We start from the raw sequence: 25,798 nt of genomic DNA, 5'->3' as shown, positions 1-25,798 counted from the left end.
GTTCATCGTTTCACGGAAAGGCCGAACCGCTCCAAGTCTTGCTTTGACGCAGTTCCCTGAGGGAAAGCGCTATGCGCTTTCCCGGGAAAACCGTCTCACACTTCTCCGGGGAATTGCCACTTTGTTTGGACGCAATTCCGGACGGAAAACTTTTCCTGGAATTGCTCCCAGCCTGGCTCACCCGTCACATCGGGCCAGGCATCATCTTGGTCGGTTTCTCCAGCATCGGAAACTCGGCCTTGTTGCATTTCACCTTCGGGTTCGTCGGACTGAACAGGCCGTTCGGATTGTCCACGAACCAGGCGTGGAGATCGTAGTGGACGAACTCCCTCGGGATGAGCGGATAGTGTCCCTCCATCGGGCCCATGAAGGTTTGGCCAAACAGCTTCGGCGGCGCTTTGATGTCCGGCGTCAGTGGCACCAGCCATTCGGCCCCGACCAGGCGCAGGCCTTTTCTCGTCGGTTCGTAGATCAGCACATTGGGGTGCATTGGATCGAGTTTTTGGCCGACACTTGGGACGTTGACGAAATGGATACCCATGGCGCCTTTCGGGTAGTCCATCGTGCCCGGTATCTTTTCTCCGCTGTAGTAGACGCAACCGACTGTCGACAGATAGAGGTCGCGGACGGCGGCGGTGTAGTCTTCATATTTGGCAAGCGACTTCTTCAAGGCATCTATGTCGGCCTTGCCGGCATCCTCGGCCTGAGCCGTGGCGACGCCCAACCATGCGCCCACAAGACTGGTTAAAGCGAGGACGCCGCAGCGCCCAAGGCTGGCTGTTCTTGTCATGCATTCCTCCCAGATTTTCTGAATCTGGCCGTGCAAGACCGAGGCGGGAAAAAATGCTGATTGCGCGGCCAGTTGTATCCGCCTCATCCCCTCCGGAACGCGGTCGATGCTATCCCTTTCCGTGGTTGCGGGAAACTAGTTAGTTAGAACTAGCTAATTCTCTGAGAGCCAATCTGCGCCGGCATCCGCTCAAACAAGAACGGCCCCATATATGGGGCCGTTTTGCATTCGCTTGGCGGACAGATCAGGTGAGCGGCGACAGCTGGATCTCGACGCGGCGGTTCTGGGCGCGGCCTTCGGCCGTCGCATTGGATGCGATCGGCCGTGTCTTGCCGAAACCGGTGACGGCGAAGCGGCGCTGATCGACACCCTGACCGGACAGGTAGTTGGCGACCGCCAGCGCGCGCCGCTGCGACAGATCGAAATTGTGCTGGTCGCCACCGGTCGAATCGGTGTGGCCGAAAACGTCGACCGTGGTCTGCTTGAACTTCTTCAGCACCAGCGCGACCGAATTCAGCACCTGGTAGAAGCCGGGCTTCACAGCATCCTGATCCGTGTTGAAGGTGATGTCGGAGGGCATGTTGAGGATGATCTGGTCGCCGCTGCGGGTGACGCTGACACCGGTGCCCTGAAGCTGCCGGCGCAGTTCGGCCTCGTTCTGGTCCATGGTGGCACCGATGGCGCCGCCGGCAAGCGCGCCAATACCCGCGCCGATCAGTGCGTTGCGGCGGTCGTTGCCGCCGGCAAGCAGGCCGAGGCTGGCACCTGCCAGGGCGCCAAGACCGGCGCCCGCGGCGGTGTTGGAAATCTTCTGGTCGCCCGTGTATGGATCAGTGGTGGTGCATGCGCTCACAAGCAAAGCCGTCGCCACAACGACGAGCACAGTCTTTTTCATAGGATCGTCCCTCTCCAGGTCACGCCACTGCGATGGCGCCAAATCAGCCCTTCCCGCGACTTGTAACATGAAATGCGGCGAAAAGCGGAACGGCAAAAGCTACCGCAACGGCTTTTCCCCGACGCCGATTGGCCGGTCGCCCCATGGCGAGCTACCAGAGATTCTTGCCGTCGATGACGACCACTTCGACCTTGTCGAGATCGAAATCATCGAACAGCCGCGAATTGACACTGATCTTGGGATTGTCGAAATCCGGCTCGCCAGTCGACCAATCCGGCGTTTCCGTGAAGGTGCCGCACCCGCATGTGGCGCAAAAACCGTGCTTTACGGTTTTTGACCCCCATTGGTAGACGGAAACATTCTCCGGCGGGCTGGTGAGCTTGAATTGCGACGGGACGTAATACGCCCAGAGCGAGCCGCGTTTCGAGCAGAACGAGCAGGTGCATTGCGTCACCGTCTGCGGTGCCTGCGAAACCTCGAATGTCGTCCCCTTGCAATGACAGCTTGCCTTGATGGTCATCAACGAACTCCTCTTGTCGCCCGCCGCCTCGAGCGGCAAGGGCAGCATAAAGAGGCGCTCCTGACAACTCTCTGTCAGCAGAGACGCCAGACGGCGCGCCGTCTGAACCTTCCGGCCTGGATCCTGGACGGGAAGGTCTAGAAGGACGACGGCGGCACGAACAGGCAGATGGTCTTGCCGGCATCGAGCCCGGCTTCATGCGCGCACCAATGGAATTCGCCGTCGGGCGAATCCTTGATTCGTCTGTCGCTGTAGGCCAGCACCTCCCCGGTGTCCTTGATGACATAACCTTCCGGGCGCTCGCTGATCGAGGTTTGCGACACTTCGTGGCAATCGTAATTGGCGCAGCAGGCGAACGGATAGCTCCAGCCTTGCGGCTTGGCCGCGGTCGGCTTGGCATCATGTGCCAACGCCGGGGACGACAGCATTGCTATCATTGGAATTGCAAGCAGGGAAAACAGGAGTCGGCCGGCCGGTCGAACGGCTTTGGCCGATCTGGGTGTGGCAGACATGGAAACGTTCCTTTCAAACGAGCCATCAAGCGTTTCGCTTGCCCGTTCCCTGAACGTCTCGTCCCAGCGGCCGGATCGTCAGCTAGCAGATATGCCGCGCCCAGCCATAAATGCTTTTGTCTCCCCTCAATGCGGTGATGGTGAGCGCAAATGTGAGTCGGCGCAAGAAATTGCTACGTGGCAGACCGACGCCTATTCGTCGACAGATCCGGCAATCACGTGCTCTTGATATTGCGGCAGGTCGTCGGTGATGGCGAACCAGCCCGCCTTGGAGCCCACGAAGATATGGGCGGACGGGCGGATCGACGGATCGTCGGCAAGGGTTCCCATCGCCACGTGGACGAAAGCCCCTTCGCGAACCAGCGAATAGAGCAATGAGCCGCACAGCCCGCAATGCGCATCATGGCCGCTTTGATCGCCGAAGATCAGAAGCTTGTCCTCGCCCCCGCTCAAGGCAAATTTTTCGCGCTCGATACCGGCGAACGGCTTGAAGGCCGAACCCGTGGTTCGTCGGCAATTGGAACAGTGGCAGTTGGCCGCGTAAACAAACTCGTCCCGAACGGCGTATTGCACAGCGCCGCACAGACATTTTCCGACAAGCTTGCGAGCCATCGTCCTATCCAGGTCTATGTGGGCCCGCGGTACTGGACCCGATTTCGGGATCATGCTGCCAGGACTAATCCAGATCCGCCACCGCTTCACCCGCACCGCCCTCGATGCGCTGCGACAAGGAGGCTTCCATGAAATCGTCGAGGTCGCCATCGAGCACGCTCGACGGGCTGGTGCTCTCGACGCCGGTGCGAAGATCCTTCACCAACTGGTAGGGCTGCAGCACATAGGAGCGGATCTGGTGACCCCAGCCGATATCGCTCTTTGACGCTTCGGTGGCGTTGGCAACCGCCTCGCGCTTCTTCAGCTCTTCCTCGTAGAGGCGCGAGCGCAACATCTCCCAGGCCTTGGCCTTGTTCTTGTGCTGCGACCGTTCGGCCTGGCAGGCGACCGCGATGCCGGTGGCAAGGTGGGTGATACGCACCGCCGAATCGGTGGTGTTGACGTGCTGGCCGCCCGAGCCGGACGAGCGGTAGGTGTCGATGCGGACATCGGATTCGGACACGTCGATCTCGATCGTGTCGTCGATGACCGGATAGACCCAGATGCTGGCGAACGATGTGTGACGGCGCGCATTGCTGTCATAGGGCGAAATGCGCACCAGGCGATGAACGCCCGATTCCGTCTTCAGCCAGCCATAGGCGTTGTGGCCCTTGATTAGCAGCGTGGCGGACTTGATGCCGGCCTCTTCGCCGTCATGCACTTCCAGCACCTCGACCTTGAAGCGGCGCCGCTCGGCCCAGCGCGTGTACATGCGCAAGAGCATCGAGGCCCAGTCCTGGCTTTCGGTGCCGCCCGCGCCGGCATGGACTTCCAGGTAGGTGTCATTGGCGTCGGCCTCGCCCGACAGCAACGTCTCGACCTGGCGGGCCTTCGCTTCGCCCTGCATCGAACGGAGCGCGGCTTCCGCCTCGGCGATGACGCCCTCGTCGCCCTCTTCCTCACCGAGTTCGATCAGCCCGATATTGTCTTCCAGCGCCTGCGTCAGGCCTTTCACCGAGGCGATACCTTCCTCGAGGCCCTGCCGTTCGCGCATCAACTTCTGTGCTTCCAGCGGTTCGTTCCAGAGGCTGGCGTCCTCGGCGCGCACGTTGAGATATTCAAGCCGCTTTATGGCCTGATCCCAGTCAAAGATGCCTCCTCAGCAGGGTAATCGCCTGCCTGATCTCGTCGACAATATTCTGCGTTTCCGCGCGCATGGCTGGCTGTTCTGTCCTGTTTGATGAAATCGGTCGGCGCGATACATAGGGAGGCCGCCGCCGGCTGTAAAGCAAAATGGGCCGGCGCGAGGCCAGCCCATCCGCTCATGAAAATCGTCAGTAGAGGCCGCCGCCGCCGGACTGGATGGCCTGGTTGGCCTGCGGCGACAGTGCACCGCCGGTGGCATTGGAGCCGTCGGCGCCCATGCCGATCACCCAATAGCTGTCGGCAGGCCCGGTACCCGGCTTGAAGGCTTCGATGATGGTGCCGGGATCGCCTGAAGCGGCACGCATGCCGGTCTTGCGATTGATGGCGATCAGATTCATGCCTTCCGGCACCTTGAAGTCGACATTGGGCGTGCCATCCAGCGCCACCCGCATGAAGTCCTTGAAGATAGGTGCCGCGAGACCACCACCGGTAGCGCCATGGCCAAGGCCGCGCGGCGTGTCGTAGCCCATATAGAGGCCAACGACGAGGTTGGGCGTAAAACCGATGAACCATGCGTCCTTTTCGTCGTTCGTCGTCCCGGTCTTGCCGGCGATGTGGCGGCCGAGTTCGCCGATGGTGGCGCCGGTGCCGCGCTGCACGACACCTTCCATCATCGAGGTGATCTGATAGGCGGTCATCGGATCGAGCACCTGCTCGGAATTGTCGACCAGTTCCGGTTCCGGCTGGTTCTGCCATTCGGGCGCATTGCAGCCCTGGCAGCCACGTTCGTCCTGCTTGAACACCGTCTTGCCGTAGCGGTCCTGGATGCGGTCGATCAGCGACGGCTTGATCGACTTGCCGCCGTTGGCCATGATCGAATAGGCCGACACCATGCGCATCACGGTCGTTTCGCCGGAGCCCAGCGCCATCGGCAGATACGGCGCCAGATGGTCGTAGACACCAAAGCGCTCGGCATACTCGACGACCAGTTTCATGCCCATATCGTTGGCAAGCCGCACCGTCATCAAATTGCGCGACTTCTCGATGCCGGAGCGCAGGGTTGCGGGACCAGCAACGGTGCCGTCATAGTTCTTCGGCGTCCATGTCGTGTTGCCGCTCTGGATGGTGATCGGCCCGTCCATGATCACCGAGGCCGGCGTATAGCCGTTGTCGAGCGCGGCCGAATAGACGATCGGCTTGAAGGAGGAGCCTGGCTGGCGCATGGCTTGCGTCGCGCGATTGAATTCGGACTGCGCGTAGGAGAAGCCGCCGACCATGGCCAGCACGCGGCCGGTATGCGGATCCATGGCGATCAGGCCGCCCTCCACCTCGGGAACCTGGCGCAGGCTGTAGGCGCCATCGGCGCCATCGTTCTTCTGCACGAAGATGACGTCGCCCGGCTTCAACACGTCCGCCGGCGACTTGGCCTTGACGGTCTTGCCGTCGACCAGATGGCGCATGGCGAAGCCCATGTCGTCCTTGCTGACGGTGCCTTCGACGCGTTCCTTGACGATCTCGCCCGACGCCTGGCGCGCCGGCTGCAGGCCAATCGACAGGCCGGTCTCCGAACTGTCGAGCACGACGGCCAGCGACCATTCGGGGACATCCTCCAGCCCCTTGACGTTGCCCAGCGGCACGCCCCAGTCGCCGGACACGTCGATGGTCGTCACCGGTCCGCGATAACCGCGCAGCGTGTCGTATTTCATCAACCCGTTCTGCATCGCCTTGCGGGCAATGAGCTGAACCTTCGGATCAAGCGTCGTGCGGACGGAAAGGCCGCCTTCGTAAAGCGCATTCTCGCCGTAACGGGCGATGATCTGGCGGCGCACCTCCTCGGTGAAGTACTCGCCGGCGAAAAGATAGGTGCCGTTGCGGCGCGGCGTCACGCCCAGCGGCTCGGCCTTGGCCTTGGCGCCTTCCTCACGCGTCACGTAGCCATTCTCGACCATCTGGTCGATGACCCAGTTCCGGCGCTCCAGCGCGCGATCGGCATGCTTGAAGGGATGGTAGTTGTTCGGTCCCTTCGGCAGCGAAGCCAAATAGGCGGCCTCGGCCACGGTCAGCTCGTTGACCGACTTGTCGAAATAAGTCAGCGCCGCACCGGCGACGCCATAGGCTCCGAAGCCGAAGAAGATTTCGTTGAGGTAGAGCTCGAGAATACGATCCTTGGGATAGGCCTGCTCGATGCGGAAGGCGAGGATCATCTCCTTGATCTTGCGCTCATAGGTTTGGTCCGAGGACAACAGGAAGTTCTTCGCCACCTGCTGGGTGATCGTCGAGGCGCCGACCTGGCGCTTGCCTGAGCCAAAATTCTGCAGGTTGACGATGATGGCGCGGCCAAGGCCGGTCACGTCGATGCCGGGATGATTGTAGAAGTTCTTGTCTTCGGCGGACAGGAAGGCTGCCTTGACGCGATCCGGTATGGCCTGGATCGGCAGGTACAGGCGTCGCTCACGGGCATATTCGGCCATCAGCGCGCCGTCCGACGCATGGATGCGGGTGGTCACCGGCGGCTCGTATTTGGCCAGCACCTCGTAGTCGGGCAGGTCCTTCGACAAATGGCCGATGTAGATCGCAACGCCCGCCGCGACCAAAAGGGCCAGCGTCGTGCCGATGCCGAAAAAATAGCCAATGAGACGAATCATACCCGCTCCAGTCCTTGGTTCGGGAATTTCCTAAACGAAGCCGCCTTCCGCGCAAGCTTTCGAGCCGGTCCCAATCCGCAATCGAAAACTCATGTCGCCACCATGTGGACAAAATACGGCAATGCCTGAATTCGTGACCGCAGGCCGTAAATAAAGGCAACAGCTGTTGTCGCCGCGCAACGCTGCCCCTGGTTGTGGGCGACCCGGAGCATGTCAGCCTCCGGTTCCGGCTCCGGTCTTGGCTGACGCGAAAAGTGCGACGGCATTGGTTATACTCTGAGCCGCCTTGCCGCGCCAGTCGGCGTTGAGCAGCTGCGCCTCGTCCTTGGCATTCGAGAGATAACCCAGTTCGACCAGCACGGATGGCACGTCGGGTGCTTTCAGCACCTTGAACCCCGCCGAACGCTGCGGATTGTTGATGAGGCCGACGCTGGTCGAAAGCTGGCCGACCAGCGTGTGGGCGAAGCTCATCGAGAAATTGTGCGTTTCGCGGCGGATCAGGTCGATCAGGATATCGGTGACTTCCTTGCTGTCGTTCTTGATTTCCATGCCGGCGAACTGGTCGGAGAGATTTTCGCGGTCGGCAAGCGCCTGCGCCTCGGGATCCGAAGCCTTGTCGGAAACGGTGTAGACGGTGGCGCCGCGAATGCCTTTGACACTGATCGTGTCGGCATGAATGGAAATCAGCAAATCGGCCTCGTGCTGCCGGGCAATGCGCACGCGGTCATCCAGCCGCAGGAACTCGTCGGTATCGCGCGTCATGAACACATCGTAGTTACCGACGGCCGCCAGCTTGTCGCGCAACTCGGTGGCGAAGGCGAGCGTGACGTTCTTCTCGATGGTGCCGTTCAGGCCCTCGGCGCCGCCGTCGATGCCGCCATGGCCTGGATCGATGACGACAGTGAAGCGATGGCCCGGATTGGACACCGGTCCGGTGCCGACCCGCGCTCCCTTGTCGGTCGAGACCGTCGATCCGGTGGTCAGCGCCTGATTGGCAAGTGCCGCGTCGAACTCGCGAGCGGACGCTGCCGAGATGTCGATGGCGATGCGGTAGCCGGTTCCGTCCTCGTTCTTGAGCACATCGAGCTTGTCGACGGCGAACGGTCCCTTGCCGGTGAGGATCAGCCGCGAAACGCCCTCGCCTAGCGCGCCCAGGCGCACGCCCCTGACCAGGCCGCGCGCCTTCAAGTCCTTGGCGTTAATGGCGAATCGCGTATTCGCAAGATCGATGACAAGGCGATTAGGACCGCGCAGCAGGAACCATTTGACATCGGGTTCGCGGTCGAAATCCATGACGATGCGCATCTTGGTGGCATCGCCCGCCATCTTGTAGCCTTTTGCCACCAGCGGTGCGTCGGCGGCATTGGCAACGGAGGAGGAGGCGGAAGAGATCGCCAGCAACAGCAAGAGGCAGAAGGCACCGATGATCCGGCCGCCAACACGACATCCCTTGTCTGTGAAGTCTGCCAGTCCCATCTGTCTTCCAGTCGCTCCCGGTTTGGCGCCAGGCGCCCGTCGTTTCGTCGAAGTGCCGGTTAGGCCGCGAACTCGATTAACGATTGGTATCCAGAGAAGGTTAACCAAGCCTTTTCATGCAAGGGTCGGAGCCTGTTCTTACGTTACGGAACTGCTTTTTGCCGGCATCGGAAATCGGGGTTGCCTTCCACCCCGCCAAATCATAAAAGCGATACTGGATCACTGCAATCCTGGAACCGCCCTCCTCCGCAGCTTCCTGCTACAGGGTTAGATGAAAGGCGGCTCCTTTCGCTTCATGCGAAAAGGGTTCAGGTGATCGCGACGAAATTTCGCAGGTGTGCGCCCGTGGCGGGGGAATCGCCTGCGTGAGGAAAACGGCCGGGTTTGTTCCCGCGCCGGCTCTGTATGAGCAAACAAGCTGGTCCGGTTCGTCCGGGCTTTGGTTCAAAAGGTTCTGCTGGTGACGATGGCTTCAAGCGCAATCATGGAAAGGTCCGCATCAAACCGCGCCAATATGGCTGCGGGCGGCACCGCCATGGCGCTCAAGCGGCGGCCGGCGGACGTTCAATTATCCGGCACCCACACTCCAGACACGCAGCAGCGGGCTTTGCCTCGCAAGCTGCGGCTGACGGCTGCCGGGGGGAAACGAAATAATGCCCAACAAAATGCTGATAGACGCCTCCCACCCGGAGGAAACACGCGTTGTCGTCGTTCGCGGTAACCGTATTGAAGAATTCGACTTTGAATCCCAGGACAAGAAGCAGCTCAAAGGAAACATCTACCTAGCCCGCGTAACGCGCGTAGAGCCCTCCCTTCAGGCAGCCTTTGTCGAATATGGCGGCAACCGTCACGGTTTCCTCGCCTTCAGTGAAATACACCCCGACTACTACCAGATTCCGGTCGCCGACCGTCAGGCACTGCTGCGCGCCGAAGCGCAGGAGGCCGAAGACGAGGAGGACGAGGATGGCGACGGCGATGATCGCCAGAGCCGCGATCGCGGGCGGCGCGGACGCCGGCGCGGTGGCAAGAGCCGCGACCGTGGTGAACACAGACGCGACGCAGGCGCTGCCGGCGAGGGCGAAGGCTCCGGCGAGGCAGGCGAAGGCGGCGACAATGGCGGCGATGTCGTTGTCGAGGAGATCTCTCACACTTCGGAGATCATCGAACACGCGGCCGATGCGTCCGAACATTTCGATACGGCCGAACATGTGGATACGACTGAACATGCCGATGCGTCCGGGCATGACGAAGGTTCTGCCGAGCAGGACGAAACCGAAACGCGCAACGGCGGCCCGACGTCGATCGCCGCCTCGGTCGAAGCCGATGTGATTTCCGAAGCCGTCCCGCAAGCGGAAGGCAGCGAAGCGACGTCAGGCGACAATGATCGCGGCATGCTCGAGGAGGTGCAATCCTCGCACCCGGACGACCATGAGGTCGAATCGGTTGGCGCCGAGGATGCGTTGGAAGAAGTGCGCAACCGCCGCAAGCCTGTGCGCCGCCAGTACAAGATCCAGGAAGTGATCAAGCGCCGCCAGATCCTGCTGGTGCAGGTCGTCAAGGAAGAGCGCGGCAACAAGGGTGCTGCCCTCACCACCTACCTGTCGCTTGCCGGCCGCTATTCGGTGCTGATGCCGAACACGGCGCGCGGCGGCGGCATTTCGCGCAAGATCACCAGCGCGGTCGACCGCAAGCGCCTCAAGGAGGTCGTTGCCGATCTCGAAGTGCCGCAGGGCATGGGCGTCATCCTGCGCACCGCCGGCGAGAGCCGCACCAAGGCCGAGATCAAGCGCGACTACGAATATCTGATGCGGCTTTGGGAAAATGTCCGCAGTCTCACCTTGCAATCGACGGCACCTGCCCTCGTCTATGAGGAAGGCAGCCTGATCAAGCGCTCGGTGCGCGACCTCTACAACAAGGATATCGACGAGATCCTTGTCTCCGGCGAGGAAGGCTACCGCGAAGCCAAGGACTTCATGCGCATGCTCATGCCGAGCCACGCCAAGGTGGTTCAGCCGTTCCGCGACACGACGCCGATCTTCGTGCGCAATGGCATCGAGGCGCAACTCGACCGCATGCTGCAGCCGCAAGTGACGCTGAAGAGCGGCGGCTACATCATCATCAACCAGACCGAGGCGCTGGTCGCCATCGACGTCAATTCGGGCCGTTCCACCAAGGAACACTCGATTGAGGACACCGCGCTCCACACCAATCTGGAAGCGGCCGAGGAAGTCGCCCGCCAGCTCAGGCTGCGCGATCTCGCCGGGCTGATCGTCATCGACTTCATCGACATGGAGGAGAACCGCAACAACCGCTCCGTCGAGAAGCGGTTGAAGGATCACCTCAAGAACGACCGTGCGCGCATCCAGGTCGGCCGCATCTCGCATTTCGGCCTGATGGAGATGTCACGCCAGCGCATCCGCGCCAGCGTGCTGGAATCGACCATGAAGCCCTGCCCGCATTGCGGCGGCACGGGCCATGTGCGGTCCGATTCGTCGGTCGCGCTGATGGTGGTGCGGGCGATCGAGGAATTCCTGCTCAAGGATTCGCGTAGCCACATCACGGTGCGGACGCCGGCGGCGACCGCGCTCTACGTGCTCAACCACAAGCGCGGCACGCTGGTGGAACTGGAAAGCCGCTTCGGCCTGACCATCACCGTGGAGGCCGACGATTCGGTTGGCGCGCAGCACTATGCGATCTTCCGCGGCGCGCTGGCGGAAAAGCCGGAAGGCTTTGTCGAGGTGCGTAGCCTGCCGGCCTATGTTGAACCGGATGAGCCCGAGGACGAGATCGTCGTCATCGAGGAAGACGACGAGGCGCCGGTACAGGCCGAACAGCCACGCCAGCAGCAGCCGCAGCAACAACAGCCACGGCCTGCCGCCGGTGGCGAAGAAGGCGAAGGCCGTGACCGCAAGCGCCGCAAGCGCCGGCGGCGTCGTGGCGGCAAGGACCGCGACCGCGAACACGGCGCACCTGCGGACGGGTCTTCCGTCTCCGCACCGGCCGCTGAGTTCTCCGGCTCGGCAGCCACTGCCAGCGACAGCGACGCGGAAACAGACGACGACGCTCCTCTCGGTGTTGCCGAAACGTCCGAAACGGTTGAGGCGTCGGATGAAGGCCAAGGCAAGAAGCGCCGGCGTGGCAAGCGCGGCGGCAAGCGCAACCGTCGCGAAGACGGTGAAGGCGAGGCCGAGGCAAGCGCTGGCGAAACGACCGAGCCTTCCGAAGCTGGCGCTTCCGAAAGCGAGCCTCTGTCGATCGAGCCGGTAGTTGCCGCACCGGCCGAAGAGCCAGTGGCGCTTGCTCCGGCCAATGACGACGCGCCGAGCACGGAAAAGCCGAAGAAGCCACGTCGTGCCGCCAAGCCGAAGAAGGCCGCGGTCGAGGTCGTCGCCGAGGAGCCGGCTGCTGCCGAAGCGGTCGCGGAGGTACTGGCCGAGACGCCGGCCACGGCGTCCGACGAGGCAGCGGCAGCGACTGTCGAGGAGGCGCCGAAGGTCCGCCCGTCACGGCGCAAGCCGGCGGCCGTGGATGCGCCGGTCGTGCCGGTGGTGTCTTCGACGGTTGCCGACGAACCGGCGGCCAAGACCGAGGACAAGCCGAAGCGCGCCGGATGGTGGCAGCGGAAGGGCTTTTTCTAAGCCTTTCAGCCGCTTGACTTGATTTCTTGACAAAAAAGAATCCCGCGCCAGTCGGAAGACGGCGCGGGATTTTTCATATCTGGCGTTCCGGCTGGTCGCGAGGACGGGAAAGCCAATCAAACTGTGAAACCGCGGCGCAGAGAGTTATCGTCGACGGAAACCGAAGTGCCTTCTGACCTTACACCACGACGAAATCGGCGTTGGTCAGCGCCAGGTTCGCGGCCAGTGTGGCAAAATGGGTCGAGCCGCCGGCGGCACTGCCGTTGCTGTCATAGGTGAGCCAGCCGGTGTCGGTCTCGTAGATGATGTGGTCGTTGCCGTCACCGGCAAGGCCAGTTGTGTTCTTGACGAACTGGTCGGCCGTCAGCGTGCCGTTGCCGCCAAGCGCTGCGAAGATGGCATTATCGACCCGGATGGTGTCGTCGACCACCGAGAAGTCGGTGATGCGGTCGACATTGGTCGAGGCATTGAGCGCAGTGGTGAAGACGAAGATGTCCTGGCCGGTGCTGCCGGACATCGTGTCGTTGCCGCCCCTGCCGTCCAGCACGTTGTTGCCGGAATTGCCGGTCAGCGTGTTGGCCAGGCTGTTGCCGGTGGCGTTGATCGAGGCCGCGCTGCGCAGTGCGACGTTCTCGATGTTGCCCGTGAAGTGGTTGCCATCGCCAAGGTTGATCGAGATGTAGCCATTGACGGTGTCGGTGCCGTTGGCGCCGGCGGTGCTTTCACTGACGATATCGCCGGCATTGTCGACGAAGTAGGTGTCGTTGCCGGCCCCGCCTTCCAAACGGTCGGCACCTTCCTTGCCGTCCAGCGTATCGTTGCCGCCAAGGCCGATCAGCGTGTTGACGCCGGAATTGCCGGTCAGCGCGTTGGCCAGGCTGTTGCCGGTGGCGTTGATCGAGGCCGCACTGCGCAGTGCGACGTTCTCGATGTTGCCCGTGAAATGGTTGCCATCGCTAAGGCTGATCGAGATGTAACTGTTGACGATATCGTTGCCATTGGCGCCGGCGGTGCTTTCACTGACGATATCGCCGGCATTGTCGACGAAGTATGTGTCGTTGCCGATGCCACCTTGCATCGTATCGGCGCCCTCCTTGCCATCCAGCGTATCGCTGCCGTCAAGGCCGATCAGCGTGTTGACGGCAGAATTGCCGGTGACGACATTGGCGAAGGAATTGCCGGTGCCGTTGATGCTTGCAACGCCAGTCAGCGTCAGGTTTTCCAGTTCCTGGCCGGAGAGATTGAAAGAGATGGAGCTGTTGACCGTATCGGTGCCCTGACCATTAACCTCGATCACATGATCCCCGGCATTGTCGACGATGTAGGTGTCGTTGCCTTGCGCTCCGCTCATCGTGTCGGCGCCGCCGAGCCCGTCGATGACGTTGTTGCCGGAGTTGCCGGTGATCACATTGGCGATCGAGTTGCCGGTGCCATTGACATTGCCGCTGCCGATCAGCGTCAGTTTCTCCAACTCCTGGCCCGAGAGGTTGAAGGAGATGGTGCTGTTGACTGTATCGATGCCCTGACCATTCACCTCGACCACATGGTCTCCGGCATTGTCAACGAAGTAGGTGTCGTCGCCGGTACCGCCGCTCATCAGATCGGCGCCGGCATCGCCGCTGATCGTATCATTGCCGCCAAGGCCCGACAGTGTGTCGTTGGCGTCGCCGCCATTGATGTGGTCGGCGAAGACATTGCTGCCTTGCCAGATGTCATCGGCGGCGGTGCCGACAAAGACGGTCGGGTCGAAGATCGCGGCGCGGACCCAAGAGCCGCCGTCGCCGCCATCATAGGAGTCCCAGGTGAACACGAGGCGGCCATCGGCCAGCGCCGTGATTGCCGGGTAAAACTGGCTGTTCGCTGCCGTCGAATTGACGATGAAGTCGCTGCCGGCCGCTGAACCGTCGGCGTTGTAGACGCGGGCGCGGATGCAGCTGCTATCGCCGTCGCCGGCATCATAGGAATACCAGGTGGCCACAAAGCGGCCGTCGGCCAGCGCCGTGATTGCGGGGCTAAGCTGGGCGTCGGTTATCGTCGAATTGACGATGAAGTCGTTGCCAACCGCCGAACCGTTGGCGTTGTAGAGACGGGCGTGGATGCCGCTATCGTCGCCGGTGTCGTAGGACTGCCAGATGGCCACGAAGCGGCCATCGGCCAGCGCCGTGATGTCGGGGGCACTATGGACACTATAGCTGTTGGTTATCGTCGAATTGACTATGAATTCGTTGCCGGCCGCAGAACCGTCGGCGTTGTAGACGCGGGCACGGATGCCGTTGGCGCTACCGTCGCCACTGTCGTAGGACTGCCAGGTGACCACGAAGCGGCCATCGGCCAGCGCCGTGATCGCGGGGACAAACTCGGTGTATGTTGCTGTCGTCGAATTGACGATGAAGTCGTTGCCGGCCGCTGAACCGTCGGCGTTATAGAGGCGGGCGTAGATGTAACTGCCGCGGATGCTACTGCCCTCGCCGAGGTCATAGGACTCCCAGGTGGCCACGAAGCGGCCATCGGCCAACGCCGTGATATCGGGGGAATTCCCACCACTCGTTGCCGCCGAATTGACGATGAAGTCGTTGCCGGCCGCAGTACCGTCGGCGTTGTAGATTCGGGCGCGGATGCAATTGCCGATGCCGTCGCCGTGATCTTCTGACTGCCAGGTGGCCACAAAGCGGCCGCCGTCCAGCGCCGTGATTGCAGGGCTATACTGATCGCCCGTTGCTGTCGAATTGACGATGAAGTCGTTGCCGGCCGCTGAACCGTCGGCGTTGTAGAGGCGGGCACGGATGCACAAGCCATCGCCATCGCCGGGGTCATAGGACATCCAGGTGCCTACGAAGCGGCCGTCGGACAGCGCCGTGATCGCGGGGCCAAACTGACTGCCCATTGTCGTCGAATTGACGATGAAGTCCTGTCCGATACGTCCAATGGGCATGACTCGTTCTCTTTCGCTGCAGGCAGGGTTTAAAATGGCCAGCCGCCAGCATGGCATTGGCTGCACCTAAAGGTTGCATCAGAGTATCCCGTCCTGGTCAAGGACTGGTGGTACTTCTGACCTTACACCACGACGAAATCGGCGTTGGTCAGCGCCAGGTTTGCGGCCAGTGTGGCGAAATGGGTTGAGCCGCCGGCGGCACTGCCATTGCTGTCATAGTAGAGCCAGCCGGTGTCGGTCTCGTAGATGATGTGGTCGCTGCCGTCACCGGCAAGGCCGGTGGTGTTCTTGACGAACTGGTCCGCCGTCAGCGTGCCGTTGCCGCCAAGCGCGGCAAAGATGGCGTTGTCGACCCGGATGGTGTCATCGGCAACCGAGAAGTCGGTCATGCGGTCGACATTGGTCGAGGCATTGAGCGCCGTGGTGAAGACGAAGATGTCCTGGCCGGTGCTGCCGGACATCGTGTCGTTGCCGCCCCTGCCGTCCAGCACGTTGTTACCGGAATTGCCGGTCAGCGTATTGGCCAGGCTGTTGCCGGTGGCGTTGATCGAGGCCGCGCTGCGCAGTGCGACGTTCTCGATGTTGCCCGTGAAGTGGTTGCCATCGCCAAGGTTGATCGAGATGTAGCCATTGACGGTGTCGGTGCCGTTGGCGCCGGCGGTGCTTTCACTGACGATATCGCCGGCATTGTCGACATAGTAGCCATCATTGCCCTGAGCACCTCTCATCGTGTCGGCGCCACCTTTGCCGTCTAGCTGATTGTTTCCGGAATTGCCGGTCAGCGTGTTGGCCAGGCTGTTGCCGGTGGCGTTGATCGAGGCCGCACCGAGCAGCGCGACGTTCTCGATATTGCCCGTGAAATGGTTGCCGTCGCCAAGGTTGATCGAGATAAAGCCATTGACGGTGTCGGTGCCGTTGGCGCCGGCGGTGCTCTCACTGACGATATCGCCCGCATTGTCGACATAGTAGCTGTCGTTGCCCTGAGCGCCTCTCATCGTGTCGGCGCCACCCATGCCATCCAGCACATTGTTGCCGGAATTGCCGGTCAGCGTGTTGGCCAGGCTGTTGCCGGTGGCGTTGATCGCGACCGCACCGAGCAGCGCGACATTCTCGATATTGCCCTTGAAGTGGGCGGCATCGCCAAGGTTGATCGAGATGTAGCCATTGACGATATCGGTGCCGTTGGCGCCGGCAGTACTCTCATCGACGATATCCCCGGCATTGTCGACGTAGTAGGTGTCGTCGCCGAGGCCGCCTTGCATGGTGTCGGCGCCGCCCTTGCCATCCAGCGTGTCGTTGCCACCAAGCCCGATTAGCGTGTTGATGCCTGAATTGCCTGACATGATGTTGGCAATCGAGTTGCCGGTGCCGTTGATATCACCCGTGCCCGTCAGCGTCAGGTTTTCCAGTTCCTGGCCGGAGAGATTGAAGGACACGGTACTGTTGACTGTATCGGTGCCCTCGCCATTGGCCTCAGTGACATGATCGCCGGCATTGTCGACCCAGTAGGTATCGTTGCCGATGCCGCCTTTCATTGTATCGGCGCCGGCACCACCGTTGAGGACGTCGTTGCCCGCATCGCCGCTGATCGTATCATTGCCGCCAAGACCCGACAGCGTGTCGGCGCCGTCGCCGCCGTTGATGTGGTCGGCGAAGACATTGCTGCCTTGCCAGACGTCAACTGCGGAGGTGCCGACAAAGATGGTAGGATCGAAGATTTGAGCACGAATGCAGCCGCTGCTGCCATCACCACTGTCTAATGACTGCCAAGTGACCAAGAAGCGGCCATCGGCCAGTGGCGTGATCGCTGGGGTGTACTGATCACTGCTTGCCGTCAAATTGACGATGAAGTCGCTGCCGGCCGCTATGCCGTCGGCATTGTAGACGCGGGCGCGGATACAGGTGCCAGAGCCGTCGCCGGTGTCATCGGACTGCCAAGCGGCCACGAAACGGCCATCGGCCAACGCCGTAATTGCTGGGTTAACCTGATAGCCCGTTGTTGTCGAATTGACGATGAAGTCGCTCCCGGCCGCACTGCCGTCGACATTGTAGATTCGGGCGCGGATGCAGGCGCCGCTGCCGTCGCCAATGTCATCGGACACCCAAGAGGCCAAGAAGCGGCCATCCGCCAGCGTCGTGGTTACTTGGGCATTCTGATAGCCCGTTGTCGTCGAGTTGACGACGAAGTCGCTCCCGGCCGCGCTGCCGTCGACATTGTAGATTCGGGCGCGGATACAGGAACCAGAGCCGTCGCCGATATCAAAGGAAGTCCAGGTGGCCACGAAGCGGCCATCGGCCAGCGCCGTGATCTCTGGTTCGACCTGATAGTCGTGCGTTGCCGTCGAATTGACGACGAAGTCGCTCCCGGCCGCGCTGCCGTCGACATTGTAGATTCGGGCGCGGACGCAGGCGCCGATGTCGGTATCAGTGTCAGTTGACTCCCAAGTGACCACAAAGCGTCCGTCACCCAGCACCGTGATCGCTGGGTTAAGCTGATTGCCCGCCGCTGTCGAATTGACGATGAAGTCGTTGCCGACCGCATTGCCGTCGACATTGTAGATCCGTCCGCGGATGCAGAGGCCATCGCCATCGCCGGTGTCATAAGACTGCCAGGTGGCCACGAAGCGGCCATCGGCCAGCCCCGCGATCGCTGGGGCATTCTGATAGCCCGTTGCCGTCGAATTGACGATGAAGTCGCTGCCTATCGCCTTGCCGTCGACACTGTAAATTCGTCCGCGGATGCAGATGCTATCGCCGTCGCCGGTGTCATAAGACTGCCAGGTGGCCACGAAGCGGCCATCGGCCAGTTCCGTGATCGCTGGGCTAACCTGACCGCCGGTTGCCGTCGAATTGACGATGAATTCCTGTCCTACGCGTCCGATGGCCATGACTCGTTCTCTTTCGCTGCAGACAGGGTTTGAAACAGAAGACTGCGTCAGGGGACCCGTCTTGTTCAAGGACTGGTGCTACCCATTTGCAGTCGTCACCAACAAGAACGGACGACATTACTGTAGTCAAGGCAATTTTTGCAGATTTACCCGGTGGGCATGAAGTTTATCGGTCGAGCGGCGTTTCCGTGAACAATAGACCGCTCTACGGCGCGAAGATCGACCAGTTCATCATCCTGGCCAGCTTTTCCAGCGCGATCGAGCCCAGCTTGGAATTGCCGTTGGCGTTGAGGCCGGGCGACCAGACGGCGAGCGAGGCTACGCCCGGCACGATGCCCAGTATGCCGCCGCCGACGCCGCTCTTACCGGGAATGCCGACGCGGAAGGCAAAGTCGCCCGAGCCGTCATAATGGCCGCAGGTCAGCATCATGGCGCCGATGCGGCGCGCCCGTTCGGCCGACACAACGGAATGCCCGGTCGCCGGGTTCTTGCCGCCATTGGCGAGGAAGCGGCCGGCAAGCGCCAATTGCCGGCAGCTCATGGCGATGGCGCAGTGGTGGAAATAGACACCCAGCGCCAGCTCCGGCGCATGGTTGAGATTGCCGAAGGATTTCATGTAGTTGGCAAGCGCAAAGTTGCGATAGCCGGTGGCGCGTTCGGAGGCCGCGACCTCGCGGTCGATGATGATGGTCTCGTCGTCGGCCAGGAACTGGATGAAGCGCAGGATTTCGCCGATAGCCTCGCGTGGCTGGTGACCGGCAAGCAGGATGTCGGAAACGACGATGGCGCCGGCATTGATGAACGGATTGCGCGGGATGCCGTTCTCATGCTCGAGCTGGACGATCGAGTTGAACGGATTGCCCGACGGCTCGCGTCCGACCCGCTGCCACAGCGCATCGCCGACATTGCCGAGCGCCAGCGTCAGGGTGAAGACTTTCGAGATGCTCTGGATCGAAAAGGCCTGATCGGCGTCACCCGCCATCAGCACGCGACCGTCATTGGTGACGGCGGCAATGCCGAACTTCTTGGGATCGACCTTGCCGAGCTGCGGAATGTAGGTGGCAACATCGCCGCGATCGGTGCGTTCGGCCATTTCGGCGGCGACTTCGGCGAGCGCCTGTTCGAGTTCCGGCATGGTGCTACCTCAACCAGCGTTCAATGCGCGCCATCGCCTCGACCATCTCGTCGTGGCTGCCGGCATAGGAGAAACGCATCGTGCGGTGCCCCGCCTGGGTGTCGAAGTCGCGGCCGGGCGTCGCCGCGACATGTGCCTGCGCCAGCATCTTTCGCGCGAAGGCCATGCTGTCGTTGGTGTGCCTGGTGACATCGCAAAAGGCATAGAAGGCGCCGTCCATCGGCGCCGCCAGCGGAAAGCCGAGTTCCGGCAGGCGTTTCATCAACAGCTCGCGATTCCAGGCGTAGCGGCCTTTCACCGCTTCCAGCTCCTCAGTCGCCTTGAACGCCTCGATCGCGGCGATCTGCGACAGTTCCGGCGGCGAGATGTAGAGGCTTTGGGCGACGCGCTCGACCGGCCGCACCAGTTCTTCGGGCAACACCATCCAGCCGATGCGCCAGCCGGTCATGCAATAATATTTCGAGAAGGAATTGATCACCGTCACGTCGCCGCCATAGGCAAGTGCGGTGGTGTCGGGGGCGGCATAGGCCAGCCGATGGTAGATTTCATCTGATATCACGGCGATGCCAAGTTCCTGCGCCGTCCTCACCAGGGCCGCTAGTTCATCGGCCGGTATGACCGCGCCGGTCGGATTGGCCGGACTTGCAAACAGCACGCCTTTCAGCGGCTTTTCGCGATGCGCGGTTTCAAGATGGCCGGCATGCAGGTAGGCGGCGTCGCCGAGTTCGATCTCGACCACGTCGATGCCGAGCGCGGCCATGATGTTGCGATAGGCGGGATAGCCGGGCGCGGCGATTGCGACGCGGTCGCCCGGATCGAACATCGCGAGGAAGGCAAGGTTGAAGGCGGCCGACGATCCGGTGGTCACCGCGATCCGGCTCGGTGAAATATCGAGGCCATAGTGATCGGCGTAGTGTTCGGCGATCGCCTTGCGCAGCGCGGCGAGGCCGAGCGTGTCGGTGTAGCCGATGCGTCCGTCCTGCAAGGCCTTGGCCGCCGCCGCGCGAACGCCGATCGGCGCAGGGTCGGAGGGCTGGCCGACGGCCATGGAAACGACCGGTACGCCCTGGGCCTTCAGGCGGTTTGCCTCGGCCAGAATGTCCATAGCATGGAAGGGCTCGACATTGCCACGACGTGAGAGCGAAACGACCATTTAACCAGTATTCCCGATGGTTGAAGGCGCCAAACTCGGGCGCATGCGCCGCACAAATGCCCGATTGATGTGAGGATCACAAGTTGAGGAAGTTTCCGGCGCCGACTTTTCATCTTTCGCCCGCTCGTCTACCAGTGGAACCATCATGTTGAGCCGACCCAGATCGACGATTGCCCGGACAGCGCGCGTCTTTGCGACGCTTTCGCTTGGCGTTGCCGTCGCGTTGGCGGATTCGGTCAGCGCCTTCGCCCAGAACGTGCCTGTGGTACGCGACGCCGAGATCGAGGCGCTGGTGCGCGACTACGCGCGGCCGATCTTCAAGGCCGCTGGGCTGGCGAACGACGGCATCGACATTGTGCTGGTCAATGACCAGAGTTTCAACGCCTTCGTCACCGGGCGCCGGCTGTTCATCAACACCGGCGCGCTGATGACGGCCGAGACACCCAACGAGATCATCGGCGTCATTGCCCACGAAGCCGGCCATATCGCCGGCGGCCACCAGCAGAAGCTGCGCGAACAGCTCGAACGTGCCAAGACTATGGCCATCATCGCCACATTGCTAGGCGCCGGCGCCATGGTCGCCGGTGCCACCACCAACAGCCGCGGCCTTGCTGGCGCCGGTATCGGCATGGCGGCGGGCGGCGGCGAGATGGCGCAGCGAAGCATCCTCGCCTATCAGCGCACCGAGGAGATAACCGCCGACCGCTCGGCGATCACCTATCTCAACGCCACCGGCCAGTCCGGCATGGGCATGCTGAAGACGTTCCACCGTTTCCAGACGGCGCTGTCGCTGTCGGGCGCCCAGGTCGATCCCTACCGGATCAGCCATCCGATGCCGCAGGACCGCATCGCCAATCTCGAAGTGCTGGTGAAACAGAGCCCCAATGTCGACAAGGTCGACCCGCCGGCGCTGCAGCAGCGGCACGACATGATGCGCATGAAGATCGCCGTCTATATGGAAGGCCAGGCGGGGTTGGCGCGGCTGATGCGCAAGATGCCCGGCAGCCTTGCCGCACAATATGGCGATGCCGAGTCGACGTACCTGTTCGGCAACATAGCCGCAGCGCTCGCCAAGACCAATGCACTGATCAAGGCGCAGCCGAAGAATGCATATTTCCAGGAACTGCGCGGCGACATCCTGATGAAGGCGAACAGGCCCAAGGAGGCCGCGGATGCCTATGCCAAGGCGGTCAGCCTCGACCCGGCGCGGTCGGGATTGCTGCCTGTCTCCCTTGGCCAGGCGCTGATGGCCGTCGGTACGCCTGAATCCCTCAAGAAAGCCGTCGTGCAGATCAACAATGGTCTGCAGCGAGACAAGGAAAATGCGGCCGGTTACCGCTACCTTGCACAGGCCTATGGCGAACTGAGTGACATACCGGGCGCAGAACTTGCCACCGCCGAAGGTCATTTCTATTCCGGCAACTATAAGGATGCTAAGATCTTCGCCATGCGGGCACAGCAGCAGATGAAGCGCGGCGAACCGCGATGGCTTCGCGCCCAGGACATCATAAACTACGCACCATCGACCAAGATCAAGTGAACCTTCCGGCGGCACGCTGCGACACAGTCAGACGAACGGGCCGGAAAAACAGGTAGAAGGAACAGGAACGATGAAAAAGGCACTGCTGCTGGGCACCACGGGGGCCGTGGCCGCCCTGGCCATGCTGGCTTTCGGATTCGTGGCCGGAAACCCACAGATTGCCAAGGCCGGTACGGCGCAGCCGGCCCAGACGGCAGAGGCCGACACCAAGATCGACCGCACCGAGGTCGAAGGCATCATCCGCGACTATCTGTTGAAGAACCCGGAAGTCCTTCTGGAGGTTCAGGACGCGCTCGAAGCCAAGCAGAAGGAAGAGCAGCGCATCGCCCATATGGGTGTCATCAAGGATGCCAAGGACCAGATCTTCAACTCGGCCTTCGACGGCGTCGTCGGCAACCCGAACGGCAAGGTTACCATCGTCGAGTTCTACGACTACAATTGCGGCTTCTGCAAACGCGCCATCGACGACATGCGGGCGCTGACCAAGTCCGATCCGGACCTGCGCTTCGTGCTCAAGGAATTCCCGATCCTCGGACCGGATTCGCAGAAGGCGAGCGTGGTTTCGATGGCGTTCCACCTGATGAAGCCGGAAAAGTATGGCGAGTTCCACAACGCACTGCTCGGCGGCCAGGGACGCGCCACCGAGGCGGCGGCGATCAAGATCGCGCTTTCGCTCGGCGCCGACGAAGCGACGCTGCGCGAGAAGATGAAGGACCCGTCGATCAACGAGGCCTTCTCCAAGACCTACGATCTTGCCAACAAGCTGGCGATCACCGGAACGCCGTCTTATGTGGTCGGCAACGAGGTGGTGTTCGGGGCGCTTGGACAGGAAGTGCTGGCTGAAAAGATCGAGGCGGCGAAAGCCGCGCTCTGATCTTGCTCACGAGCGCATTCTCACGGGCACATTCCGCGCGTTGTGGACAGTGAAAGAACGCACTTGCGCTCTTTTCGCAGGCGTCTATGCCCATTATAGAGGGCCCAGCGCGCCGGCTTGATGTCGGCGCCGGGAAAGGTCGGCTTTTTTGAAAACGGTTTTCGTCCTGAACGGTCCCAATCTCAACGCGCTCGGCAAGCGCGAGCCGGGCATCTATGGCGGCAAGACGCTTGCCGCGATCGCCGAGGACTGCAAACAGGCCGGCACAGCACTTGGGCTCGAGATCGATTTCCGCCAGTCGAATCACGAGGGCGACCTTGTCGACTGGATCCAGGAAGCTGGCGACAAGGCCGCCGGCATCGTCATCAATCCAGGCGCCTACAGCCACACCTCGATCGCCATCCACGACGCCATCCGCGCCATCGCGCCGCTGCCCGTCGCTGAAGTCCATCTTTCCAACATCCATGCGCGGGAACCATTCCGCCACGTGTCCATGGTCGCGCCGGTTGCCGTCGGCATGATCTGTGGCTTTGGGCCGCTCGGCTACACGCTGGCCCTGCAGGCGCTGGCCGCACGCCTATGACCGGCCAACAAACAGAAGGCTCGAAAATGTCGATAAAGAAGACCGGTGTTGACCAGCAGCTGATCCGCGATCTGGCGGGCATACTGAACGACACCAACCTCACCGAGATCGAGGTTGAACTGGGCGACCTGAAGGTGCGTGTCTCGCGGCAGGCCCCGGCCGTGCACGCGATAGCGGCACCGCAGCCGGCCTATGCGCCGTCAGCCGCCCAGCCCATTGCCGCGGCAGCCCCGGCAGTGGTCGACGTGGCGAAGAACGCGATCACCTCGCCGATGGTCGGCACCGCTTATCTGGCGCCATCGCCAGACGCGAAGGCGTTCATCGAAGTCGGCCAAAAGGTCAAGGAAGGCCAGACGCTGCTGATCATCGAGGCGATGAAGACGATGAACCAGATTCCTTCGCCGCGCTCCGGCACGGTGACGGCGATCCTGTTCGAGGATGCGACGCCGGTCGAATACGGCATGCCGCTCGTCGTGATCGAGTAGAGCGGGCCGGATGTTCCAGAAGATCCTCATCGCCAATCGCGGCGAAATCGCGCTTCGGGTGCTGCGTGCCTGCAAGGAACTCGGCATCCAGACGGTGGTGGTGCATTCGACCGCCGACGCCGATGCCATGCATGTTCGGCTCGCCGACGAAAGCGTCTGCATCGGGCCGCCGCCATCGCGCGACAGCTACCTCAACATCCATCAGATCGTCGCGGCCTGCGAGATCACCGGCGCCGATGCCGTGCATCCGGGCTATGGCTTCCTGTCGGAAAACGCCAAGTTCGCGGACATCCTGGCCGCCCACAACATCACCTTCATCGGCCCGTCCGGCGACCATATCCGCATCATGGGCGACAAGATCGAGGCCAAGCGCACCGCAAAACGGCTCGGCATTCCGGTGGTGCCCGGTTCGGACGGTGCGGTCACCGATGAAAAAGAGGCCAAGCGCATTGCCGGCGAGATCGGCTATCCCGTGATCATCAAGGCGTCGGCCGGCGGCGGCGGACGCGGCATGAAGGTGGCGCATACCGAAGCCGACCTCGAGGTCGCCCTGCAGACGGCGCGCTCGGAGGCCGGTGCTGCCTTTGGCGACGATGCCGTCTACATCGAGAAATATCTGGAGAAGCCGCGCCACATCGAGGTGCAGGTGTTCGGTGACGGTTTTGGCCGCGGCGTGCATTTCGGCGAGCGCGATTGTTCGCTGCAGCGCCGCCACCAGAAGGTCTGGGAAGAGGCGCCCTCGCCGGCCCTCAATGCCGAGGAGCGCGCGCGCATCGGCGGCGTCTGCGCCAAGGCCATCGCCGACCTCGGCTATTCCGGCGCCGGCACGATCGAGTTCCTCTACGAGAATGGCGAGTTCTATTTCATCGAGATGAACACGCGCCTGCAGGTCGAGCATCCGGTGACCGAAGCGATCACCGGCATCGACCTCGTGCACGAGCAGATCCGCGTCGCCTCGGGCGGCGGACTTTCGGTCAAGCAGGAAGACATCAAGTTCAACGGCCACGCCATCGAATGCCGTATCAACGCCGAGGATCCGCGCACCTTCACCCCCTCGCCCGGCACGATCACCCACTTCCATACGCCGGGCGGTCTCGGCATCCGCGTCGATTCCGGCGTTTACTCCGGCTACAAGATCCCGCCCTACTACGACAGCCTGATCGGCAAGCTGATCGTGCATGGGCGCAACCGCGTCGAGTGCATGATGCGGCTGCGGCGCGCGCTGGATGAATTCGTCGTCGACGGCATCAAGACGACGTTGCCGCTGTTTCGCGATCTCGTCGGCAATGCCGACATCGCCAATGGCGACTATGATATCCACTGGCTGGAAAAATATCTGGCCAAGGAAGAGTAGTTCGGGGACGCGATGACCCGCCCCTTCGCGCCCGGCTATCGCATCCCGACCGACCTTTTGCTCAAGGCCTACGCCTCGGGCGTGTTCCCGATGGCCGAAAGTGCCAGCGATCCGGAGGTGTTCTGGGTGCGGCCGGAAACGCGCGGCATCATCCCGCTTGACGGTTTTCACACGCCGAAAAGCCTCAGGAAAACGATCAAGAAGCATCCTTTCGACATCCGTTTCGATTTCGATTTCGAAGCGACGATCGACGGCTGCGCCGAAAGGCGCGAGGAGCGCCGCTCGACCTGGATCAATGCGCCGATCCGCGAAGCCTATGTCCAGCTGCACCGGATAGGGCATTGTCATTCGGTCGAGGCTTGGCGCGAGGACCGGCTGGTCGGCGGCCTCTACGGCGTATCGCTTGGCCGGGTGTTCTTTGGCGAAAGCATGTTCGCCAGGGAGACGGACGCTTCCAAGACCTGCCTTTATTATCTTGTCGAGCGGTTGAAGGCGCGCGGATTCGCTCTGCTTGATACGCAATTCACCACCGAGCACCTCAAGCGCTTCGGCGCGGTCGACGTGCCGCGCGGAAAATACGAGAAAATGCTGGCCGACGCGCTGAAGGGCGAGGCCGTATTCTACCCCTGACGATCGGCCTC

The 25,798-nt window shown here is 62.0% G+C and carries 19 protein-coding genes; 7 read left to right on the top strand and 12 right to left on the bottom strand.

Annotated elements, in window-relative coordinates; all coding sequences use genetic code 11:
- Positions 1-184: 184 nt before the first annotated feature.
- The 8 genes from AC1D2G_RS27200 to AC1D2G_RS27165 form a co-directional block, all read right to left on the bottom strand.
- The gene (locus AC1D2G_RS27200) at positions 185-790 is read right to left on the bottom strand and encodes a hypothetical protein (protein ID WP_095091673.1); all 606 of its coding nucleotides are present in this window, start codon (positions 788-790) and stop codon (positions 185-187) included.
- A gap of 244 nt (positions 791-1,034) precedes the next feature.
- Positions 1,035-1,685: a YiaD family glycine zipper/OmpA-like lipoprotein gene (locus AC1D2G_RS27195; RefSeq protein ID WP_095090696.1), complete on the bottom strand. Its 651-nt coding sequence runs from the start codon at positions 1,683-1,685 to the stop codon at positions 1,035-1,037.
- Between the two features lie 151 nt (positions 1,686-1,836).
- Positions 1,837-2,205, bottom strand: a complete 369-nt coding sequence (locus AC1D2G_RS27190) for a GFA family protein (protein WP_095091674.1) — start codon at positions 2,203-2,205, stop codon at positions 1,837-1,839.
- Between the two features lie 137 nt (positions 2,206-2,342).
- The gene (locus AC1D2G_RS27185) at positions 2,343-2,717 is read right to left on the bottom strand and encodes a hypothetical protein (RefSeq protein WP_095090697.1); all 375 of its coding nucleotides are present in this window, start codon (positions 2,715-2,717) and stop codon (positions 2,343-2,345) included.
- Positions 2,718-2,909: 192 nt separating this feature from the next.
- On the bottom strand, positions 2,910-3,329 hold the full coding sequence (locus AC1D2G_RS27180) for a GFA family protein (RefSeq protein WP_477417863.1): 420 nt from the start codon (positions 3,327-3,329) through the stop codon (positions 2,910-2,912).
- A 64-nt stretch (positions 3,330-3,393) separates the two neighbouring features.
- Positions 3,394-4,525 (bottom strand): peptide chain release factor 2 gene (gene prfB / locus AC1D2G_RS27175; RefSeq protein WP_477417861.1). Its coding sequence is split into 2 segments (ribosomal slippage): positions 3,394-4,458 and positions 4,460-4,525, totalling 1,131 coding nucleotides; the frame shifts between segments, so codons are not numbered across the junction.
- Between the two features lie 117 nt (positions 4,526-4,642).
- Complete coding sequence (locus tag AC1D2G_RS27170) at positions 4,643-7,099, bottom strand: penicillin-binding protein 1A (protein ID WP_477228494.1); 2,457 nt, start codon at positions 7,097-7,099, stop codon at positions 4,643-4,645.
- A 213-nt stretch (positions 7,100-7,312) separates the two neighbouring features.
- Positions 7,313-8,575 carry an N-acetylmuramoyl-L-alanine amidase gene (locus AC1D2G_RS27165; protein WP_477397451.1) on the bottom strand — a complete coding sequence of 421 codons (1,263 nt, stop codon included), beginning with the start codon at positions 8,573-8,575 and terminating at the stop codon, positions 7,313-7,315.
- A gap of 653 nt (positions 8,576-9,228) precedes the next feature.
- Between AC1D2G_RS27165 and AC1D2G_RS27160 the strand changes: the two genes are divergently transcribed.
- Complete coding sequence (locus AC1D2G_RS27160) at positions 9,229-12,213, top strand: Rne/Rng family ribonuclease (RefSeq protein ID WP_477417859.1); 2,985 nt, start codon at positions 9,229-9,231, stop codon at positions 12,211-12,213.
- A gap of 178 nt (positions 12,214-12,391) precedes the next feature.
- On the opposite strand, the gene AC1D2G_RS27155 is transcribed toward AC1D2G_RS27160, so the two are convergent.
- The 4 genes from AC1D2G_RS27155 to AC1D2G_RS27140 all read right to left on the bottom strand — a co-directional run bounded on the left by AC1D2G_RS27155 (position 12,392) and on the right by AC1D2G_RS27140 (position 20,321).
- Positions 12,392-15,145: a beta strand repeat-containing protein gene (locus AC1D2G_RS27155; RefSeq protein WP_477417857.1), complete on the bottom strand. Its 2,754-nt coding sequence runs from the start codon at positions 15,143-15,145 to the stop codon at positions 12,392-12,394.
- Between the two features lie 122 nt (positions 15,146-15,267).
- Positions 15,268-18,033 (bottom strand): beta strand repeat-containing protein, encoded by a 2,766-nt coding sequence (locus tag AC1D2G_RS27150; RefSeq protein WP_477417855.1) that lies wholly within the window; start codon positions 18,031-18,033, stop codon positions 15,268-15,270.
- A gap of 205 nt (positions 18,034-18,238) precedes the next feature.
- Positions 18,239-19,168 carry a glutaminase gene (locus AC1D2G_RS27145; RefSeq protein ID WP_477397445.1) on the bottom strand — a complete coding sequence of 310 codons (930 nt, stop codon included), beginning with the start codon at positions 19,166-19,168 and terminating at the stop codon, positions 18,239-18,241.
- Positions 19,169-19,172: 4 nt separating this feature from the next.
- The gene (locus tag AC1D2G_RS27140) at positions 19,173-20,321 is read right to left on the bottom strand and encodes a pyridoxal phosphate-dependent aminotransferase (protein WP_477417853.1); all 1,149 of its coding nucleotides are present in this window, start codon (positions 20,319-20,321) and stop codon (positions 19,173-19,175) included.
- Between the two features lie 145 nt (positions 20,322-20,466).
- Here AC1D2G_RS27140 and AC1D2G_RS27135 point away from each other — a divergent pair, with 145 nt between their 5' ends.
- The 6 genes from AC1D2G_RS27135 to aat all read left to right on the top strand — a co-directional run bounded on the left by AC1D2G_RS27135 (position 20,467) and on the right by aat (position 25,787).
- On the top strand, positions 20,467-21,861 hold the full coding sequence (locus AC1D2G_RS27135) for a M48 family metalloprotease (RefSeq protein WP_477417851.1): 1,395 nt from the start codon (positions 20,467-20,469) through the stop codon (positions 21,859-21,861).
- 70 nt (positions 21,862-21,931) lie between these two features.
- On the top strand, positions 21,932-22,735 hold the full coding sequence (locus AC1D2G_RS27130; RefSeq protein ID WP_095090708.1) for a DsbA family protein: 804 nt from the start codon (positions 21,932-21,934) through the stop codon (positions 22,733-22,735).
- 148 nt (positions 22,736-22,883) lie between these two features.
- On the top strand, positions 22,884-23,318 hold the full coding sequence (gene aroQ, locus AC1D2G_RS27125) for a type II 3-dehydroquinate dehydratase (RefSeq protein WP_095090709.1): 435 nt from the start codon (positions 22,884-22,886) through the stop codon (positions 23,316-23,318).
- Positions 23,319-23,344: 26 nt separating this feature from the next.
- A complete protein-coding gene (gene accB, locus AC1D2G_RS27120) occupies positions 23,345-23,803 on the top strand; it encodes an acetyl-CoA carboxylase biotin carboxyl carrier protein (protein ID WP_457154931.1) in 459 nt (152 codons plus the stop codon).
- Between the two features lie 10 nt (positions 23,804-23,813).
- Positions 23,814-25,157: an acetyl-CoA carboxylase biotin carboxylase subunit gene (gene accC, locus AC1D2G_RS27115; RefSeq protein WP_095090710.1), complete on the top strand. Its 1,344-nt coding sequence runs from the start codon at positions 23,814-23,816 to the stop codon at positions 25,155-25,157.
- A gap of 12 nt (positions 25,158-25,169) precedes the next feature.
- A complete protein-coding gene (gene aat, locus AC1D2G_RS27110; RefSeq protein WP_457153298.1) occupies positions 25,170-25,787 on the top strand; it encodes a leucyl/phenylalanyl-tRNA--protein transferase in 618 nt (205 codons plus the stop codon).
- Positions 25,788-25,798 lie beyond the last annotated feature (11 nt).

It is taken from the genome of Mesorhizobium sp. P2_C7, assembly GCF_056404515.1.
This window is presented reverse-complemented; position numbering and strand designations above follow the sequence as displayed.

Excerpts from the sequence above, each read along its gene's own strand:
- AC1D2G_RS27200 (WP_095091673.1), bottom strand. The coding sequence starts at position 790 with ATGACAAGAACAGCCAGCCTTGGGCGCTGCGGCGTCCTCGCTTTAACC.
- AC1D2G_RS27195 (WP_095090696.1), bottom strand. The coding sequence starts at position 1,685 with ATGAAAAAGACTGTGCTCGTCGTTGTGGCGACGGCTTTGCTTGTGAGC.
- AC1D2G_RS27190 (WP_095091674.1), bottom strand. The coding sequence starts at position 2,205 with ATGACCATCAAGGCAAGCTGTCATTGCAAGGGGACGACATTCGAGGTT.
- AC1D2G_RS27185 (WP_095090697.1), bottom strand. The coding sequence starts at position 2,717 with ATGTCTGCCACACCCAGATCGGCCAAAGCCGTTCGACCGGCCGGCCGA.
- AC1D2G_RS27180 (WP_477417863.1), bottom strand. The coding sequence starts at position 3,329 with ATGGCTCGCAAGCTTGTCGGAAAATGTCTGTGCGGCGCTGTGCAATAC.
- AC1D2G_RS27170 (WP_477228494.1), bottom strand. The coding sequence starts at position 7,099 with ATGATTCGTCTCATTGGCTATTTTTTCGGCATCGGCACGACGCTGGCC.
- AC1D2G_RS27165 (WP_477397451.1), bottom strand. The coding sequence starts at position 8,575 with ATGGGACTGGCAGACTTCACAGACAAGGGATGTCGTGTTGGCGGCCGG.
- AC1D2G_RS27160 (WP_477417859.1), top strand. The coding sequence starts at position 9,229 with ATGCCCAACAAAATGCTGATAGACGCCTCCCACCCGGAGGAAACACGC.
- AC1D2G_RS27155 (WP_477417857.1), bottom strand. The coding sequence starts at position 15,145 with ATGCCCATTGGACGTATCGGACAGGACTTCATCGTCAATTCGACGACA.
- AC1D2G_RS27150 (WP_477417855.1), bottom strand. The coding sequence starts at position 18,033 with ATGGCCATCGGACGCGTAGGACAGGAATTCATCGTCAATTCGACGGCA.
- AC1D2G_RS27145 (WP_477397445.1), bottom strand. The coding sequence starts at position 19,168 with ATGCCGGAACTCGAACAGGCGCTCGCCGAAGTCGCCGCCGAAATGGCC.
- AC1D2G_RS27140 (WP_477417853.1), bottom strand. The coding sequence starts at position 20,321 with ATGGTCGTTTCGCTCTCACGTCGTGGCAATGTCGAGCCCTTCCATGCT.
- AC1D2G_RS27135 (WP_477417851.1), top strand. The coding sequence starts at position 20,467 with ATGTTGAGCCGACCCAGATCGACGATTGCCCGGACAGCGCGCGTCTTT.
- AC1D2G_RS27130 (WP_095090708.1), top strand. The coding sequence starts at position 21,932 with ATGAAAAAGGCACTGCTGCTGGGCACCACGGGGGCCGTGGCCGCCCTG.
- accB (WP_457154931.1), top strand. The coding sequence starts at position 23,345 with ATGTCGATAAAGAAGACCGGTGTTGACCAGCAGCTGATCCGCGATCTG.
- accC (WP_095090710.1), top strand. The coding sequence starts at position 23,814 with ATGTTCCAGAAGATCCTCATCGCCAATCGCGGCGAAATCGCGCTTCGG.
- aat (WP_457153298.1), top strand. The coding sequence starts at position 25,170 with ATGACCCGCCCCTTCGCGCCCGGCTATCGCATCCCGACCGACCTTTTG.